This is a genomic window from Microbacterium sp. NPDC087592 (assembly GCF_044743585.1).
Lineage (GTDB): Bacteria > Actinomycetota > Actinomycetes > Actinomycetales > Microbacteriaceae > Microbacterium.
Genome location: NZ_JBIUWT010000001.1, coordinates 2147010 through 2160967, shown reverse-complemented (window position 1 = coordinate 2160967; position 13958 = coordinate 2147010). Strand labels below are relative to the sequence as shown.

Sequence of the window (13958 nt, the reverse complement as noted above, 5' to 3'; positions counted from 1 at the left end):
CCCTTTTCCGGCTGAATCTACGACTCCTGATCGGGGTCCACGGCGGCACTCGCCTCGAGCTCGCGAAGGCGTTTCAGCTGCGCCCACGGCCAGAAGGCGATCCACGCGATCGAGACGATCGAGGCCCCCATGATCATCGAAGCGATATCCATGGGATCCACGCTACGAAACCGGATGCTCGCGAGCATCCCCCGAGCGACGGACTTGAGGCCCTGGGTTCCTGCCAACCCGCGACGGCACGGATAGTTCGCGCGACTCCCGAGGTTCTTCCCCGATGCAACACTTCGGCGATGATCGGACATGAGCAGTGGTGAACGGATCATCGGAGGAAACCCATGGACGACACACAGCTCAACCGGCTGCTCACTCCACACGACAAGTGGGCGGAGTCGCCCGAAGTCCTTGACGCGATGCTCGACCGCGTCGCCAGGAATGCCGCAGAGCAGCCCGCGCGGCCTCCGCGTCGCCGGCGTGGTGTCCGCGTCGCCGCGGTCGTGGCTGCACTTCTGGGCGTCGGAGCGATCGCGACTGCGGCAGCCGTCTACATCGCCCCGAGCTTCACCCCGGACGTCGTCATCCCGATCTCCTACGTCACGGATGAGGGTAAGACGGTGGAGTGCACGTACTCGCTCGCGGTCACGTCCTGGGATGGCACGGACGTCACCGAGGCGAAGGAATGGATCGCCTCGCATGACTGGACCGGTATCGGCCAACGCGGCTACGACCTCGGCGAGAAGAACCCGGACTCTGTCGGCGACCCTGACGTGGCTCCCGAGCTCACCCAGGAGGACCTCGACCGGACGACCGTGTCCACAGGCATCGTCACCGCTATCGGGAACGAGATCCCGTTCGAGCTGATCAACGCACCCGGTATCGGCACCGCCGGCACGTCGACGTGCACATGGGTGCGGCACTGATGCCCGGCCGTCCTGAGGAGCCCCTCGAAGCACTGGTATCGATGTGGAGCGACGACAGGCTCGACCTTCCTCGCCTGATCGATGAAAGCAAACGTGCACTGTTCGGCTACTTCGCTCGACGGGTCGTCTCCACCGACGATGCGGCCGACCTCACCGGCGAGGTCCTGCTCACGATGTGGCGCAAGATCGACGCCATGCCGCCCGACCACATCGAAGCCCGGATGTGGATGTTCGGGATCGCCCGGAACGTCCTGGCCAACCACCGACGCGCCCTCTCCCGCAGGCGGAAGCTCAGCGACAGACTCACGGGTGAAGCACTCGTCAGCGGCGATGCCCGCCCCGTGCGTGATGACGTGTGGGAAGCACTCGAGGCACTTCCGGCGGGTGATCGCGAGATCATCCAGCTCGTCCACTGGGACGGGTTCTCCCTTGCAGAAACAGCGAAGATCCTCGGCAAGAAGCCGGCGACCGTCCGCAGCAAGTACTCACGGGCACGCGCGAAGCTGCGGGCCGACCTGGCCCTTGAATCTGACTCCTAGGAGTTCCGGCCGCCCCCGGGGTCTGGGCGGACGCCATGCGCTGCGACCACCATGGTCGCCGCAGATACCTACAGGACCGACGTCAGGCTGCCCAGCGGCAGATGCCTCACACCGCGTCGACGGGCCGTCTGTCTCCTCGGGTGTTCGGCGAGCTGATCACGAGGAATCGTGTCTCCATGTCCCCTGGATTGAAGAATCGATGCGCGAGTCCGGGCGGGATATCGACGCCCTGTCTGGGGGCGAGTTCCACGACCCCCTCGGCCGTCTGCATCTGAGGCGTTCCCTCGAGCACGTAGAAGAACTGCGTGGCAGTGTCGTGCACATGCCACTCTTCGCCGGCACCGGCCGGCACTCGCTCCTCGATCACGGACAGTCCGGGGCTGTCGAGCAATCGCCACCCATCGGCGACCTCGCCCCACACATAGTGATCAGCGTTCGAGACGTCGACGGGTTGGCGCATCTTCCGATCCTCGCAGACGCGCTCAGGCGACAGGGGCGGTCAACGGATCGGGCTCGAGCCGGCCGCGGCCGTTGTCGCTGACGGTGGACAGGCCCTCGCGGGCCCAGTACTCGAAACCGCCGATGAGCTCACGCACGTTCGAGTAGCCGAGGGTTGCCAGGGTCAGCGCTCCGCGCGTACTCCCGTTGCAGCCCGGACCCCAGCAGTAGACGACGATCGGAGTGCCCTTGTCGGGGGCGAGATCGGCGATGCGCCCCTCGAGTTCCGCGTTCGGGATGTGCACCGCGCCGGGGATGCGACCCTGGCTCCAGGATGCGGCCGACCGGGTGTCGATGACGAGCGGTGCGGTACCGGCCGCGCGGTCGGCTGCGAGGTCGGAGGGGTCGATCTCGAAGGCGAGTTTGGCGGCGAAGAAGTCGGCCGCGGAGAGGGAGAGGGTCATGGATCAATCGAAACATCCAGACAGCGGCAGGTGAAGAGATGTTCGACGGCGTATGCCCGTCGCGACGCCGCTTCCAACGGTAGAATTGGTCGCATGCCCGCGAATTCACGGTTGGATCTGGATAAGACCGACCACGCCATCATCGCGACATTGCAGGACGATGGACGGATGAGTGTCGCGCAGCTCGCGCGGGCAGTTGCCCTCTCGCCCAGTGCGACCGCGGACCGCTTGCGCCGCCTCACCGACGCTGGTGTCATCACCGGCTACTCCATCACGGTGGACCCCGAAGCGCTCGGCTACACGATCACGGCATTCGTACGACTCGCCTATCCCTCGGGTAACTACAAGCCGTTCCACGACCTCGTCGACAATCTCCCCGAGATCGTCGAGGCTCACCATGTCACGGGCGCTGACTGCTTCATCATCAAGGTCCTCGCCCGATCGATGCGAGACCTGGAGCGCATCACGGGCAGTCTCGCCACACTCGGCGGTGTGACGACCAATGTCGTCTACTCCAGCCCGGTTCCCTCGCGGCACATCATCCCCGCGTGACGGGCGCCCGATTCACGAGCCCCGGCGCGTGGGTCGGGCGCATGACAAAGGCCCCGCCTCCCAGTGTTTACAAGGGAGTCGGGGCCTTCGTGGTGGCGGTGACGGTGGGATTTGAACCCACGGTAGGGGGTTACCCTACACAACTTTTCGAGAGTTGCACCTTCGGCCGCTCGGACACGTCACCGCGGAATAGCTTACGCGACGCGGGGCGAGCGCGCGAATCGAGCGATGCGGGTCACCAGGCGGCGGCGACCTCGGCGTGGGTGCGTAGGATGACGTCGGTCGAGCCGGCGGGTGCGCGGCCGATGCCGCACTCGGTCGCGACGCCGAACTCGGCCGCATACGGAGTGGCTGCGGCGATGCGGCGCGCGGCCCCTTCCGCGCCGTCCTCCCGGTGCACGAGCCCGAGGTACAGCTCGTTCACGGGCGCGAGGTCGGCGAGCGGCGCGAAGTAGGCGGCATCGTCGTGAGCGATCGGCACGGGCAGGTGCAGCCACGTCAGTGGGCGGGCGGATGCCGCGGCCACGGCGTTCGCATAGCGCACGAGGTTCGCAGCATCCGTCGGCTCGAAGAAGTGCTTCTCCCCCGCGTCGCCGTAGCAGAGGTGCACGCCGACCTCGACGTCTGCGGGCACGGCGTCGACCAGGGCGGCGAGGCGCGAGACCAGACCGTCGAACGGGTCGCCGGGCCACCACGCCTCCATCACCGCGCCGTAGCCGGCTGCGCGCTCGATGATCCCCATCTCGCTCGCGACGTCCCACTGCACGGCGAGGTCCTCGTGCGGGATCGCCGCAAGGATCTCGGCGAGCTCCCGGAGGATCGCGGCGGTGTACACGGGTTCGATCGCGGCCCGATCGTCGCCGTGGAAGAACGAGGAGATCACGGCCAGCGGGGTCGGCAGCGACACCTGGAATCGGATGCCGGCGGGCACAGCCCCCTCAGCGCGGAGACGCGCGAACACGGCGTACGACTCGATCGCAGCGGCGGCGTAGCCGAGCTGCGGCAGCACGATGCTCGCGGCATCCACTCCCTCGGCAATGCGCAGGCCACGCGCGTCGATCCCCGCGGGGAACGGGATGGGCTCGTCGCCGATGCGCTCGATGCCGTCGGCCCGGCCGATCACGTCGGGCTGGAACATGATCCAGTGGAACCGCTTGCCCACCTCACCGTCCGGGATCCGGCGAAGTCGGTCACCGAGAAGCTCTGCCGCCGTGCGCATCGTGGTCTCGGCGTCGTCGAAGTTCACACTGCCCACGAGGAGGGCGCCCTGCGGCTGAGTCATGCCCTCAGAGTATCGGCGTGCAGGACCGGCACCCTCGCGCTTTTGCACGGCAGCATCCCTCCGCGAGAGCGGGAGATGCGGGTTAGGATTGCCTAAGAACCCGCCGCCTGTGGGGGCAGCGATGACGGGAAGGGTACTCATCATGGGCTTCATCACGTCCGAGGCACTGGCCGAGACGGGCTACGTCGTCCTCGACGACCACACGTCGGCCGCCGATCCGGCCGAATGGCTCGATCTGGAGTACGTCGGGTGGCGCTCCTCGGGCATCACGCGCTTCGCCCCGCTCACCAGCTACGCGGGCGACGTCGACTGCAACGGCTTCTGGAACCACACCCCGCCGCGGGCCGACAAAGACGGCGTCTGGGTCGAGTCGCAGATCGCGATCGCCCCCACGCTCCAGCGCCGGGCACAGGAGCCGGGCTCCGGCATCGGCCGCTGCCGCGTGATCGAGCTGCAGCCCAACGAGTACGCCGACGCGATCTACAACCTGCATCAGGACGACAACAACCGCCTCAACGAAGAGGGAACCGGGTGGGTGGTCCGCGGGTTCTTCAACCTCTCGGACGACACCGAGTCGATGCTGATCCTGCGCTCAGACCGCTTCGACCCGGCGACCGAGATCCGCCTGCCGCTGCGCGCGGGCTCGCGCATCATCGTCGACACCCAGCGCTTCTGGCACGCGGTCTGGCACCGCGGCACCGCCCCGCGCTACGCCCTCATCACGTCGTGGACGAGCGGACCCGAGCTCGACGCGTACATCGCCGCGAACCACGGCGACCCGCATCCGCCGACCGTCGACCTCGACCCTCAGTTCGTCGACGACGCGCAGGTCGAGCTGCACCGCCGCATCGAGGAGCGCCGCCGCGCCTTCGAAGCGCAGGGCATCGTGATGGAACCACCCGTCGACATGAGCGTCTGACCGCTCGTGTCCGGAACGCCCGACGCTACCCTCGGCCTATGACCTCCGCCGCCGTGCTCACCGTGTCCGATCGCGGTGCGGCAGGCACCCGCGCCGACACGGCCGGTCCCCTCGCCGTCGCCGCACTTCGCGACGCGGGGTTCGACTGCGCCGACCCTGTGATCATCCCCGACGGCGCGGATGCCGTCGAGCAGGCGCTGCGCGGACTCCTCGCCCGCGGTCTGCGGCTCATCGTCACCACCGGCGGCACCGGCATCGCCGCGCGCGACGAGACCCCCGAGGGCACCGCACGCGTGCTCGAGCGCCAGCTCCCGGGAATCCCGGAAGAGCTGCGGCGGCAGGGGGCCGCGAGGTTCCCCGCCGCGATGCTCAGCCGCGGCCTCGCCGGCACCGCGCAGGGCACGCTGATCGTGAACCTGCCCGGCTCCCCCGGCGGCGTCGCCGACGGCATGCCGATCATCCTGTCGGTCGCGGAGCACGTGATCGCCCAGCTCGACGGAGAGGACCACCGATGACCGTCACCCTTGCCGCGATCAGCGACACGGCCCTGTCTCTCGATGCGCACCTCGCCGCGGTGGACGACGCCCGCGCGGGCGCGGTCACGACGTTCCTCGGACGCGTCCGCGACCACGACCCGGATGCCGCCGGCGAGGTCGTCGCCCTCGAGTACTCCTCGCACCCCGACGCCGAGCGCATCCTTCGCGACCTCGCCGAACGCGCCGTCGCCGCAGGTGTCAGCGGAGAGGCGATCGTCGCCGTGAGCCACCGCATCGGCCGCCTGCCCGTCGGCTCGGCCGCTGTCGTCGTCGCGGTCTCCGCCGCACATCGCGACGAGGCGTTCGTGGTGTGCCGCGAGATCATCGAGGCCATCAAGCGCGAGCTCCCGGTCTGGAAGCGTCAGGTCGAGGCCGACGGCACCACCGCCTGGAAGGGTATCGGCGGCTGAGCCTCAGCCTCCGGCGAACGGAGGCAGCACGTCGACGGTCCCCACCCCCGCCAGCGCGAAGTCGTCGTCCACCCTGGCGCCGTCCACGAGCAGCGCACAGCGGTCGAGGATCGCTCCGAGTGCCGGATGCGCGTCCACCAGCTCGGCCCGCAGCGCGCCGAGGGTCACCGCATCCGTGGGCTCATTCGCCCGCCCCGCCGCATCCTCCGCGGCCGCGAAGTAGCGCACCGTCGCCATCAGCTCTGCCCCTCCGCGGCATGCGCGTTCGCGAGCTCGACGATCGCCGCCACCGCAGCCCGCACATCGTCGGGCGCACCGCCGGCGCGACCGGCGACCAGACCGGCGACGAAGGCACTGAACGGCGCAGCCGGGCGCGCGACCCCGTTTGCGACGTCTCGGGCGAGGTCGAGAATCAGCCCGACCGGCACATCCTCCTCACCCAGGTCGAATCGTTCGCGCAGCTCGGCTGCCCAGGCGTCGAGCGCCTCCGGAGGAAGAGTGCGGCTGTTCTCGGTCATGGCGTCTCCTCGAATTCCTGTCGTGCGCGAGCCAGGTCGGCGGGCGAGTCGATGTCGGCGGTGGTCCCCTCCTGGTCGACGACCCACTCGATGGCGAGACCGCCGAGGAGGGCGTGGACGGAGGCATCGCGGTCGGTCGTGATCACGTCGAGCGCGCCGCGGACCGATGCCGTGCGATACAGGCCGGCCAGCCACTGCGGCTGCCCGTCTGCAGAGAACACGACACCGTCGACGGATGCCGCTGCCCCCGCATCATCGGCGCGGTGGGAGAGCAATCCGTGCACGACCGCATCCGGTCGCGCGAGGTCCCCGGCGAGGATCAGCACCCTCTCCGCCGGCATCCGCGCGAGTCCTGCCGCGATCCCCGCCACCGGACCGCCGAGCGGCGGCTCCTCCCTGGTCCAGACCACGTCGGCCGACTCCTCGAGCACCGGACCGACCGCCACGATCGGCCCGACCCCGCCTGCGACCAGCGCTTCCACGGTGCGGGCGAACAGCGATCGCCCCTCCACCGTGAGAAGAGGCTTCGCGATGCCGCCCATCCGGCGACCCTCGCCGCCGACGAGCAGCACGGCGCCGACCCCGGCGTGCGGCGACGTGGTCACTCCCCGGGCCTCCGCCAGGACCCGCTGCGCCCGCCCTCCTTGGCGACGATGCGCACGTTCTCGATCGTCACGGCGCGATCCACACCCTTGATCATGTCGACGACGGCGAGAGCGGCGACCGAGACGGCGGTGAGCGCCTCCATCTCGACCCCGGTGCGATCGGCCGTGCGCACGGTGGCGCTGATCCGGATCCCGGTGTCTTCGATGTCGAGGTCGACGACCGAGCCGTGCACGCCGATGACATGTGCGAGCGGCAGCAGTTCGGGCGTGCGCTTGGCCGCCTGGATGCCGGCGATGCGCGCCACCGCGAGCACATCACCCTTGGGCACGGTGCCGTCACGGAGCAGGGCGACCGTCTCCGGCGCGCAGCGCACGAAACCCGCCGCGGTCGCGGCCCGCACGGTCGGCTGCTTCTCGGTCACATCGACCATGCGCGCATGGCCGGCCGAATCCAGGTGGGTGAAGGTCATGACAGCTCCAGCACGTCGATGAGGTCGCCGACTGAGACCTGTTCGGTCTCGGCGGCGACGATGGCATAGGCGGTGGCGGCCCCGAGGCCGACCGCGAGGTGCGAGCCGGATCCCCCGCGGGTCGCCGGATGCACGCGGCCCTCCGCGTCGATCACGGCGGGCAGATACTGACGACGACCGGGAGGGGTGCGCCACCCGACGCCCGCGGCGAGACGTCTCCGTGGGCGCTGGATATCGCGGCGACCCTGCAGACGCAGCAACGCCGGCCGCACCAGCACCTCGAAAGAGACGGCCACGCTCACCGGATTACCGGGCAGGCCGAACAGCAGCATCCCCTCAGCCGTCGCCCCGAACCCCTGGGGCTTGCCCGGCTGCATCGCGACCTTCACGAACTCCATCGCGTCGCTCAGCCCCTGCCGCACCGGCTCGTATGCACCGGCGCTCACGCCCCCGGAGAAGATCACGGCATCGAGCCCGAGCGCGGTCGCACGGGCCACGGCCGCGGCAGGACCTGCACCATCGTCACCGACGACCTCCCGGAACACGACCTCGGCCCCGGCCTCGGCTACGAGCCCGGCGAGCAGCAGCCCGTTCGATTCCGGAATCTGCCCTCGGGCCAGCGGCTCCCCCGGCGGGACGAGCTCGGCGCCGGTCGAGACGATGGCCACCCGCGGCCGCGGGGCGACGGCGACCCGAGCGATGCCGACGGATGCCAGTGCGGCCAGCTGCCGGGCGCCGAGCAGCGATCCAGGCTCGAGCACGACGGCGCCGACCGCGGCATCCGCCCCCGCCCGCCGCACATGCGCGCCCTCCGCCGCCGGCGCGCGCAACACCCGGATCTCGCCCAGGGAGTCGGCGAGGCCACCCACGGTGTCTTCGAAAGGCACGACTGTGTCGGCCGCAGCCGGCACCGGAGCGCCGGTCATGATGCGGGCGGCCGTGCCCCGAGCGAGTGGTGGATCCTCCGCGCTGCCCGCCGGGACGTCCGCCACGACGCGCAGCACGGCCGGTCGCTCCGAGGATGCCGTGGCGACGTCGGCGAAATGCACCGCGAAGCCGTCCATCGCGGAGTTGTCGAACACGGGGACGGGGTTCTGCGCGCGAGCAGGCTCCGTCAGCGTGAAGCCGACGGCCTCGTCCAGAGTCCGGGTGACCGCCGGACGAGTCCGCACGGCGGCGAGCACCACGGCGAGCTGCTCTTCGACCGTGCGCATGCCGCTCATCGCGCGCTCCAGGCGTCCATGCCGCCGGTCAGCACCACCGCATCGGCCCCGGCGTCCCGCAGGGCTGCCGCAGCGCGCGCTGCCCGCAGTCCGCGCTGGCACACGACGACGATCCGGCCCTCTGCGGAAAATGCCTCGGGACGACCGAGCACTTCCGCCAGCGGCGCGTGCCGGGAGCCGGGGATCGCCCCCGCGGCGACCTCATCCGCCTCGCGCACATCGAGCAGGAACGCCCCGGCGGCGACCTCGTCGTCGAGTGCGTCCGCGGCGACGTGAGGTACCGCCGGGCGCGCGGGAACCGAGGTCGCCTCGCTGGCCGTCGCCGCACCGGCCGTCTCCGCGCGCCCGCGCAGCGGAACCTCACTCATCCGTCCCCGCAGCGCGTCGATCAGCAGCACGCGACCGAACAGCGGCTCCCCGATGCCGGCGATGAGCTTGATGGCCTCCATCGCGAGCACCGAACCCACCTGGAGGCAGAGTGCCCCGAGCACTCCCACCGCCGCGCAGCTCGGCAGTTCGCCGACCCCCTCGGGCGGGTACAGGTCGCTCAGCACGACCGGCGGCACTCCCTCGGGCGGAGCCGACCAGAACACCGTCACCTGAGCCGCGAACTCCTGCACGACACCCCACACCAGCGGCACCCCGAGCCGCTCGCAGGCCGCAGCCACCAGCGTGCGGGTCTCGAACGTGTCGGACCCGTCGATCACGAGGTCGGCCTCGGACAACAGCGCCTCGGCATTGGCCGCGGTGAGTCGTTCGCGCACGGGACGAACGGTCGTCTCCGGCGCGAGATCCGCCGCGACGCGCACCGCACTGTCGACCTTGGGCGCGTCGACGTCGGCCAGACGGTGCAGCACCTGACGCTGCAGGTTCGAGAGCTCGACCACGTCATCATCGATGACCGTGAGGGTGCCGGCACCGGCTGCGGCGAGCGCGAGCACGACAGGGGATCCGAGCCCTCCCGCGCCGACGACGGCGACGTGAGCCGCGCGCAGCCGTCGCTGCCCGAGTTCCCCCAGATCGGCGAGGACGAGGTGCCGCGCGGTCCGCTGTGCTTCCGCGGCGCTGAGTGCTGCGACGGGCTCGACGAGCGGAGGCAGCGGCATGCGCTCAGGCTACCCCGGGCCGCGTGGCAGCGGGGCCTCCGAGCGCCGGAGAAATCCCCCGCCGAAGGACCGATGATGCGGCAGATCTCCGCGGATGCGGAATATGCACGGCAGATGGCCTGGATCTGCGGAACTCGCGCCTTTAGGCTCGGTCTGTGACCACCTATCGCATCGCCGAAGCCGCACGGCTGCTCGGGGTGAGCGACGACACGGTGCGACGGTGGATCGACCAGGACGCACTGCCGGTCACCGCCGACAGTCCCGCCCGCATCCCCGGCGAGGCTCTTGCCCAGCACGCGGTCGCCCTCGCCGCCGCGCCACCCACTCCGGGCGATGTGCCCTCCAGCGCCCGCAACCGCTTCACCGGACTCGTCACCCGCGTGCAGATCGACGGCGTCATGGCACAGGTCGACATCCAGGCGGGTCCGCATCGATTCGTGTCCCTGCTCTCGGCCGAGGCCGTACGCGAGCTCGATCTGCAGCCGGGGTCTCTCGCCGTCGCGGTGATCAAGGCCACCACCGTGATCGTGGAGACGCCACGGTGAACCACCGGCTCCTCACCGGGTCGGCAGCGCTGGTCCTCGCCCTGCTGCTGGGCGGCTGCGCTGCCGTCTCCTCCGCCGATCCGTCGCCCTCCCCCGCCGATGGCGAGCTCACCGGCGAGGTCACCGTCTTCGCCGCGGCCTCGCTGAGCCCGGTCTTCGACGAGATCGCCGCGGCCTTCACCGCGGAGCATCCGGCGGTCGACGTGGCTCCGATCGTCTACGACGGGTCGAGTGTGCTCGTGACCCAGCTCGCCGAGGGCGCACACGCCGATGTCCTCGCCACCGCCGACGAACGCACGATGCAGACGCTCATCGACACCGGACTCGCCGACGCCCCGGAGCCGTTCGCGACGAACACCCTCGTGGTTGCGCTCCCCGCAGGAAACCCCGCCGGCATCACCTCTCTCGCCGACCTCGCAGACGCGACCACCGTGCTGTGTGCGCCCGAGGTGCCCTGCGGGGCGGCGTCGCAGACGCTGCTCGACGCCGCCGGCGTCTCGGTCACGGCGGCGAGCCTCGAGCAGAACGTCTCCGCGGTCCTGCAGAAGATCGTCGCCGGCGAAGCGGACGCCGGTCTGGTCTATGCAACCGATGTGGTGGGCGAAGACGTCGAGAGCTTCGCTCCGGAGGGCAGCGACGAGGTCGTGAACCGCTACCCGATCGTCGCACTCGACGGAGCCACGGATGCCGGAAGAGCATTCACCGAGTTCGTGCGGGGGCCGGTCGGCCGCCGGATCCTCGCCGACCACGGCTTCGGCGCACCGTGATCGGGGATCGGCCCGCACGGCGGAGCATGACGAGGACGAGCATGACGAGGATGCGACGGGTCGACACGGGCGCAGCGCCCCCGTTCCTCCTGGTCGCGCCCGCCGTGCTCGGTATCCTCCTGCTCGCGCTGCCGCTGGTCGCCCTTCTCACGCGCGCGTCCTGGTCGACCTTCTGGACGGACATCACCTCCACGGTGGCACTGGACGCCCTCCGCCTCTCACTCACCACCGGGCTCGCCGCGACCGCGCTGTGCATCGTGCTCGGCCTCCCGCTCGCCCTGCTGATCGCCCGCTCGGGACCGCGCACCTCCGCCCTGCTGCGAGCTCTCGTCGCGGTGCCACTCGTGCTCCCGCCGATGGTGGGCGGGGTCGCCCTGCTGTTCCTCCTCGGCCGTTCCAGTCCACTCGGGGGCGTCATCGCCGCGTGGTTCGGCACCGGCATCCCGTTCACGCCGGCGGCCGTGGTGCTCGCGCAGGCGTTCGTGGCGCTGCCGTTCCTGGTGCTCGCGGTCGAGGGGACGATCCGCAGCACGGGGAGCCGATACGAGCGCACCGCTGCCACACTCGGGGCCTCGCCGAGCACGGTGCTGTGGCGGGTCACGCTGCCCCTCGCCGCGCCCGGCATCGTGGTCGGGGTGATCCTCTGCTTCGCCCGCGCCATCGGCGAGTTCGGGGCCACAGCCTTGTTCGCCGGCAATGCCCCCGGCGTGACGCAGACCATGCCGCTCGCGATCTACACCGCCTTCAACGGGGCCGGTGCCGGCCGCGAGACGGCGGTGGCCCTGTCGATCCTGCTGCTGGGCACGGCCGTCGCCGTGTTGCTGCTCGTGCGGGCGTGGCGGCCGGGGGCCCTCCGATGACCGGCGACGTCGGCTCGCTCGACCAGGGCGCCCTCGACGCTCACGTCATCGTGCGGCATGCGGGTCTCGATGCCGCGCTCCGCGTCGCCGCGGGCGAGTTCGTCGCGATCATGGGCCCGAGCGGTGCCGGCAAGACCTCTCTCCTCGAGGCGATCTCGGGGCTCGTGCGACTCGACGAGGGGCACGTCGACCTCGATGGGATCCGCCTCTCCGGACCGCGGCAGCACACGCCGCCGTCACGCCGTGCGATCGGCCTGCTCGGGCAGGACGCCCTGCTGTTCCCGCACATGACCGCGGCAGAGAACATCGCGTTCGCCGCCCAGGTCGGCGGTCGCACCAGGGACGAGTCCACCCGGCTCGCGGCCGAGTGGCTGGACCGCATCGGCCTCGCCGAGTACGGCACCCGCAGCCCCGACGAGCTCTCCGGCGGACAGCGCCAGCGCATCGCCCTCGCCCGAGCCCTCGCCGCCTCGCCGCGGCTGCTGCTGCTCGACGAGCCGTTCACCTCGCTCGACGTCGAGGCCGCGGCCCAGCTGCGCGAGGTCGTGCGCGAACAGCGCGGAGCCACCACGACGATCCTCGTCTCCCACGGCATCCTCGACGCCCAGGCTCTCGCGGAGCGGCTGGTGATCGTGCAGGCCGGGCGCATCGTTCAGGATGCCGCCGTCGCCGAGGTGCTCGCTTCCCCGGCGACTCCCTTCGCCGCGGCCGTCGCCGACTCGGCACGCTGACCTCGCAGTCCGAGCCCGACACCACTCACCCTCAGGCGATCAGCCGCCGATGGCGTTCATCCCGCGTGCGGGCTGCAGGAATGAGGGGTCGTTGATGGCGTGACCGGGGAGCTTCGCCCACACGCATCCGCGGAGCACAGCGTCGATCGCCGCGTCGGAGTCGCCGACCCCAAGCCGGTCCGCGCGCAGGACCGGGAGGAGGTCGAACTCATCGGCGGAGAACAGGCAGTTGCGCAACTGTCCGTCGGCCGTGAGCCGCAGGCGGTCGCAGTCTCCGCAGAACGGGGCCGTCACCGACGCGATCACGCCGACCGTGTGCTCGCCGTCCAGCAGCCACCGCTCGGCCGGCGCACCCCCTCGGCCCGGCATCTCGGACAGCTCCCACCGCTGCGAGAGCGCGGCGAGGATCTCGTCTCGCGTCACCATCGTGCCGCGATCCCACTCATGCCCCGCGTCGAGGGGCATCTGCTCGATGAAGCGCATCTCGGCACCGTGCGCGATCGCGAAGTCGACGAGGTCGCAGAGCTCGTCGTCGTTCACCCCCCGCATGGCGACCGCGTTCAGCTTGAGTGGACGAAGGTCCGATGCGGCCGCCGCTTCGATACCGCGGCGCACATCATCGAGCCGGTCGCGACGGGTCAACGCGGCGAACCGCTCGGGCCGCACGGTGTCGATCGAGATGTTGAGACGCTGCAGCCCGGCCGCGATCAGGTCGTCCAGCGCGTCGTCGAGACGGATGCCGTTCGTCGTCATCGCCACCTGCACCGGCCCGTCGACGGACTCGATCGCGCTGAGGCGTCGCACCACCTCGACGATGTCGCGCCGCAGCAACGGCTCCCCGCCGGTGAGCCGGAACGTGGTGATGCCGGCGGCAGCGGCGACGCGGGCGACCTGCACGATCTCGTCGACCGAGAGGATCGACTCGCGCGCGAGCCATTCGTTCCCCTGCTCCGGCATGCAGTAGGTGCAGCGCAACGAACAGCGATCGGTGAGCGAGATCCGAAGGTCGCGATGGACACGACCGTGCGTGTCGACCAGGGGCCCGTCGGCGCGCATCTCGGGCACGACGGGAACGC

Annotated in this window: 21 protein-coding genes and 1 tRNA gene; 10 read left to right on the top strand and 12 right to left on the bottom strand. The window is 70.6% G+C overall.

Features of this window, described 5'->3' with window-relative positions:
* Nucleotides 1-17: 17 nt before the first annotated feature.
* Entirely contained in the window at nucleotides 18-152 is a 135-nt protein-coding gene (locus tag ACIOTO_RS10290) for a hypothetical protein (protein ID WP_258134285.1), read from the bottom strand.
* Between the two features lie 183 nt (nucleotides 153-335).
* Here ACIOTO_RS10290 and ACIOTO_RS10285 point away from each other — a divergent pair, with 183 nt between their 5' ends.
* Together ACIOTO_RS10285 and ACIOTO_RS10280 are read left to right on the top strand one after the other, a co-directional pair.
* Nucleotides 336-917 carry a hypothetical protein gene (locus ACIOTO_RS10285; RefSeq protein WP_400857708.1) on the top strand — a complete coding sequence of 194 codons (582 nt, stop codon included), beginning with the start codon at nucleotides 336-338 and terminating at the stop codon, nucleotides 915-917.
* Nucleotides 917-1456 carry an RNA polymerase sigma factor gene (locus tag ACIOTO_RS10280; RefSeq protein ID WP_400857707.1) on the top strand — a complete coding sequence of 180 codons (540 nt, stop codon included), beginning with the start codon at nucleotides 917-919 and terminating at the stop codon, nucleotides 1454-1456. The genes ACIOTO_RS10285 and ACIOTO_RS10280 overlap by 1 nt, the downstream gene beginning before the upstream one ends.
* A gap of 106 nt (nucleotides 1457-1562) precedes the next feature.
* On the opposite strand, the gene ACIOTO_RS10275 is transcribed toward ACIOTO_RS10280, so the two are convergent.
* Both ACIOTO_RS10275 and ACIOTO_RS10270 read right to left on the bottom strand, forming a co-directional pair.
* Nucleotides 1563-1916 carry a cupin domain-containing protein gene (locus ACIOTO_RS10275; protein WP_400857706.1) on the bottom strand — a complete coding sequence of 118 codons (354 nt, stop codon included), beginning with the start codon at nucleotides 1914-1916 and terminating at the stop codon, nucleotides 1563-1565.
* A gap of 22 nt (nucleotides 1917-1938) precedes the next feature.
* Nucleotides 1939-2358 (bottom strand): rhodanese-like domain-containing protein, encoded by a 420-nt coding sequence (locus ACIOTO_RS10270; RefSeq protein WP_029262413.1) that lies wholly within the window; start codon nucleotides 2356-2358, stop codon nucleotides 1939-1941.
* A 93-nt stretch (nucleotides 2359-2451) separates the two neighbouring features.
* On the opposite strand from ACIOTO_RS10270, the gene ACIOTO_RS10265 reads away from it, so the two are divergent.
* Nucleotides 2452-2910 carry an Lrp/AsnC family transcriptional regulator gene (locus tag ACIOTO_RS10265; RefSeq protein WP_029262414.1) on the top strand — a complete coding sequence of 153 codons (459 nt, stop codon included), beginning with the start codon at nucleotides 2452-2454 and terminating at the stop codon, nucleotides 2908-2910.
* Nucleotides 2911-3003: 93 nt separating this feature from the next.
* Here ACIOTO_RS10265 and ACIOTO_RS10260 read toward each other — a convergent pair.
* Together ACIOTO_RS10260 and ACIOTO_RS10255 are read right to left on the bottom strand one after the other, a co-directional pair.
* Nucleotides 3004-3094 (bottom strand) — tRNA-Ser (locus tag ACIOTO_RS10260).
* Between the two features lie 51 nt (nucleotides 3095-3145).
* The gene (locus ACIOTO_RS10255) at nucleotides 3146-4192 is read right to left on the bottom strand and encodes a hypothetical protein (RefSeq protein ID WP_400857705.1); all 1047 of its coding nucleotides are present in this window, start codon (nucleotides 4190-4192) and stop codon (nucleotides 3146-3148) included.
* Nucleotides 4193-4334: 142 nt separating this feature from the next.
* Here ACIOTO_RS10255 and ACIOTO_RS10250 point away from each other — a divergent pair, with 142 nt between their 5' ends.
* From ACIOTO_RS10250 to ACIOTO_RS10240, 3 genes are read left to right on the top strand one after another with little or no spacing between them, the layout of a single operon-like run.
* Nucleotides 4335-5111, top strand: coding sequence for a hypothetical protein (locus ACIOTO_RS10250; RefSeq protein ID WP_308737270.1), 777 nt, complete (start codon nucleotides 4335-4337; stop codon nucleotides 5109-5111).
* 38 nt (nucleotides 5112-5149) lie between these two features.
* Nucleotides 5150-5626, top strand: coding sequence for a molybdenum cofactor biosynthesis protein B (locus tag ACIOTO_RS10245; RefSeq protein WP_400857704.1), 477 nt, complete (start codon nucleotides 5150-5152; stop codon nucleotides 5624-5626).
* Nucleotides 5623-6057, top strand: a complete 435-nt coding sequence (locus ACIOTO_RS10240) for a molybdenum cofactor biosynthesis protein MoaE (protein ID WP_400857703.1) — start codon at nucleotides 5623-5625, stop codon at nucleotides 6055-6057. The genes ACIOTO_RS10245 and ACIOTO_RS10240 overlap by 4 nt, the downstream gene beginning before the upstream one ends.
* 3 nt (nucleotides 6058-6060) lie before the next feature.
* Here ACIOTO_RS10240 and ACIOTO_RS10235 read toward each other — a convergent pair whose 3' ends face one another.
* From ACIOTO_RS10235 to ACIOTO_RS10210, 6 genes are read right to left on the bottom strand one after another with little or no spacing between them, the layout of a single operon-like run.
* Nucleotides 6061-6294 (bottom strand): MoaD/ThiS family protein, encoded by a 234-nt coding sequence (locus ACIOTO_RS10235; protein WP_400857702.1) that lies wholly within the window; start codon nucleotides 6292-6294, stop codon nucleotides 6061-6063.
* A complete protein-coding gene (locus tag ACIOTO_RS10230) occupies nucleotides 6294-6575 on the bottom strand; it encodes a DUF6457 domain-containing protein (protein WP_400857701.1) in 282 nt (93 codons plus the stop codon). The genes ACIOTO_RS10235 and ACIOTO_RS10230 overlap by 1 nt, the downstream gene beginning before the upstream one ends.
* Nucleotides 6572-7180, bottom strand: a complete 609-nt coding sequence (locus tag ACIOTO_RS10225) for a molybdenum cofactor guanylyltransferase (protein WP_400857700.1) — start codon at nucleotides 7178-7180, stop codon at nucleotides 6572-6574. The genes ACIOTO_RS10230 and ACIOTO_RS10225 overlap by 4 nt, the downstream gene beginning before the upstream one ends.
* A complete protein-coding gene (moaC, locus tag ACIOTO_RS10220) occupies nucleotides 7177-7650 on the bottom strand; it encodes a cyclic pyranopterin monophosphate synthase MoaC (protein WP_400857699.1) in 474 nt (157 codons plus the stop codon). The genes ACIOTO_RS10225 and moaC overlap by 4 nt, the downstream gene beginning before the upstream one ends.
* On the bottom strand, nucleotides 7647-8873 hold the full coding sequence (gene glp, locus ACIOTO_RS10215; RefSeq protein WP_400857698.1) for a gephyrin-like molybdotransferase Glp: 1227 nt from the start codon (nucleotides 8871-8873) through the stop codon (nucleotides 7647-7649). The genes moaC and glp overlap by 4 nt, the downstream gene beginning before the upstream one ends.
* Nucleotides 8870-9979 (bottom strand): ThiF family adenylyltransferase, encoded by a 1110-nt coding sequence (locus ACIOTO_RS10210; RefSeq protein WP_400857697.1) that lies wholly within the window; start codon nucleotides 9977-9979, stop codon nucleotides 8870-8872. Before ACIOTO_RS10210 ends, glp begins: the two co-directional genes overlap by 4 nt.
* Nucleotides 9980-10134: 155 nt before the next feature.
* On the opposite strand from ACIOTO_RS10210, the gene ACIOTO_RS10205 reads away from it, so the two are divergent.
* From ACIOTO_RS10205 to ACIOTO_RS10190, 4 genes are read left to right on the top strand one after another with little or no spacing between them, the layout of a single operon-like run.
* Nucleotides 10135-10524, top strand: coding sequence for a molybdopterin-binding protein (locus ACIOTO_RS10205; protein WP_400857696.1), 390 nt, complete (start codon nucleotides 10135-10137; stop codon nucleotides 10522-10524).
* Complete coding sequence (modA, locus tag ACIOTO_RS10200) at nucleotides 10521-11291, top strand: molybdate ABC transporter substrate-binding protein (RefSeq protein ID WP_400857695.1); 771 nt, start codon at nucleotides 10521-10523, stop codon at nucleotides 11289-11291. The genes ACIOTO_RS10205 and modA overlap by 4 nt, the downstream gene beginning before the upstream one ends.
* 50 nt (nucleotides 11292-11341) lie before the next feature.
* Entirely contained in the window at nucleotides 11342-12151 is an 810-nt protein-coding gene (locus ACIOTO_RS10195; protein ID WP_262001580.1) for an ABC transporter permease, read from the top strand.
* Nucleotides 12148-12882, top strand: a complete 735-nt coding sequence (locus ACIOTO_RS10190; RefSeq protein ID WP_400857694.1) for an ATP-binding cassette domain-containing protein — start codon at nucleotides 12148-12150, stop codon at nucleotides 12880-12882. Before ACIOTO_RS10195 ends, ACIOTO_RS10190 begins: the two co-directional genes overlap by 4 nt.
* 39 nt (nucleotides 12883-12921) lie before the next feature.
* On the opposite strand, the gene moaA is transcribed toward ACIOTO_RS10190, so the two are convergent.
* The gene (gene moaA, locus ACIOTO_RS10185) at nucleotides 12922-13938 is read right to left on the bottom strand and encodes a GTP 3',8-cyclase MoaA (RefSeq protein ID WP_400858083.1); all 1017 of its coding nucleotides are present in this window, start codon (nucleotides 13936-13938) and stop codon (nucleotides 12922-12924) included.
* Nucleotides 13939-13958: the final 20 nt, after the last annotated feature.

Excerpts from the sequence above, each read along its gene's own strand:
- ACIOTO_RS10230 (WP_400857701.1), bottom strand. The coding sequence starts at position 6,575 with ATGACCGAGAACAGCCGCACTCTTCCTCCGGAGGCGCTCGACGCCTGG.
- ACIOTO_RS10270 (WP_029262413.1), bottom strand. The coding sequence starts at position 2,358 with ATGACCCTCTCCCTCTCCGCGGCCGACTTCTTCGCCGCCAAACTCGCC.
- ACIOTO_RS10250 (WP_308737270.1), top strand. The coding sequence starts at position 4,335 with ATGGGCTTCATCACGTCCGAGGCACTGGCCGAGACGGGCTACGTCGTC.
- ACIOTO_RS10275 (WP_400857706.1), bottom strand. The coding sequence starts at position 1,916 with ATGCGCCAACCCGTCGACGTCTCGAACGCTGATCACTATGTGTGGGGC.
- ACIOTO_RS10265 (WP_029262414.1), top strand. The coding sequence starts at position 2,452 with ATGCCCGCGAATTCACGGTTGGATCTGGATAAGACCGACCACGCCATC.
- ACIOTO_RS10190 (WP_400857694.1), top strand. The coding sequence starts at position 12,148 with ATGACCGGCGACGTCGGCTCGCTCGACCAGGGCGCCCTCGACGCTCAC.
- ACIOTO_RS10195 (WP_262001580.1), top strand. The coding sequence starts at position 11,342 with ATGCGACGGGTCGACACGGGCGCAGCGCCCCCGTTCCTCCTGGTCGCG.
- moaA (WP_400858083.1), bottom strand. The coding sequence starts at position 13,938 with ATGCGCGCCGACGGGCCCCTGGTCGACACGCACGGTCGTGTCCATCGC.
- ACIOTO_RS10210 (WP_400857697.1), bottom strand. The coding sequence starts at position 9,979 with ATGCCGCTGCCTCCGCTCGTCGAGCCCGTCGCAGCACTCAGCGCCGCG.
- ACIOTO_RS10245 (WP_400857704.1), top strand. The coding sequence starts at position 5,150 with ATGACCTCCGCCGCCGTGCTCACCGTGTCCGATCGCGGTGCGGCAGGC.
- ACIOTO_RS10255 (WP_400857705.1), bottom strand. The coding sequence starts at position 4,192 with ATGACTCAGCCGCAGGGCGCCCTCCTCGTGGGCAGTGTGAACTTCGAC.
- ACIOTO_RS10285 (WP_400857708.1), top strand. The coding sequence starts at position 336 with ATGGACGACACACAGCTCAACCGGCTGCTCACTCCACACGACAAGTGG.
- glp (WP_400857698.1), bottom strand. The coding sequence starts at position 8,873 with ATGAGCGGCATGCGCACGGTCGAAGAGCAGCTCGCCGTGGTGCTCGCC.
- moaC (WP_400857699.1), bottom strand. The coding sequence starts at position 7,650 with ATGACCTTCACCCACCTGGATTCGGCCGGCCATGCGCGCATGGTCGAT.
- ACIOTO_RS10280 (WP_400857707.1), top strand. The coding sequence starts at position 917 with ATGCCCGGCCGTCCTGAGGAGCCCCTCGAAGCACTGGTATCGATGTGG.
- ACIOTO_RS10240 (WP_400857703.1), top strand. The coding sequence starts at position 5,623 with ATGACCGTCACCCTTGCCGCGATCAGCGACACGGCCCTGTCTCTCGAT.
- ACIOTO_RS10235 (WP_400857702.1), bottom strand. The coding sequence starts at position 6,294 with ATGGCGACGGTGCGCTACTTCGCGGCCGCGGAGGATGCGGCGGGGCGG.
- ACIOTO_RS10290 (WP_258134285.1), bottom strand. The coding sequence starts at position 152 with ATGGATATCGCTTCGATGATCATGGGGGCCTCGATCGTCTCGATCGCG.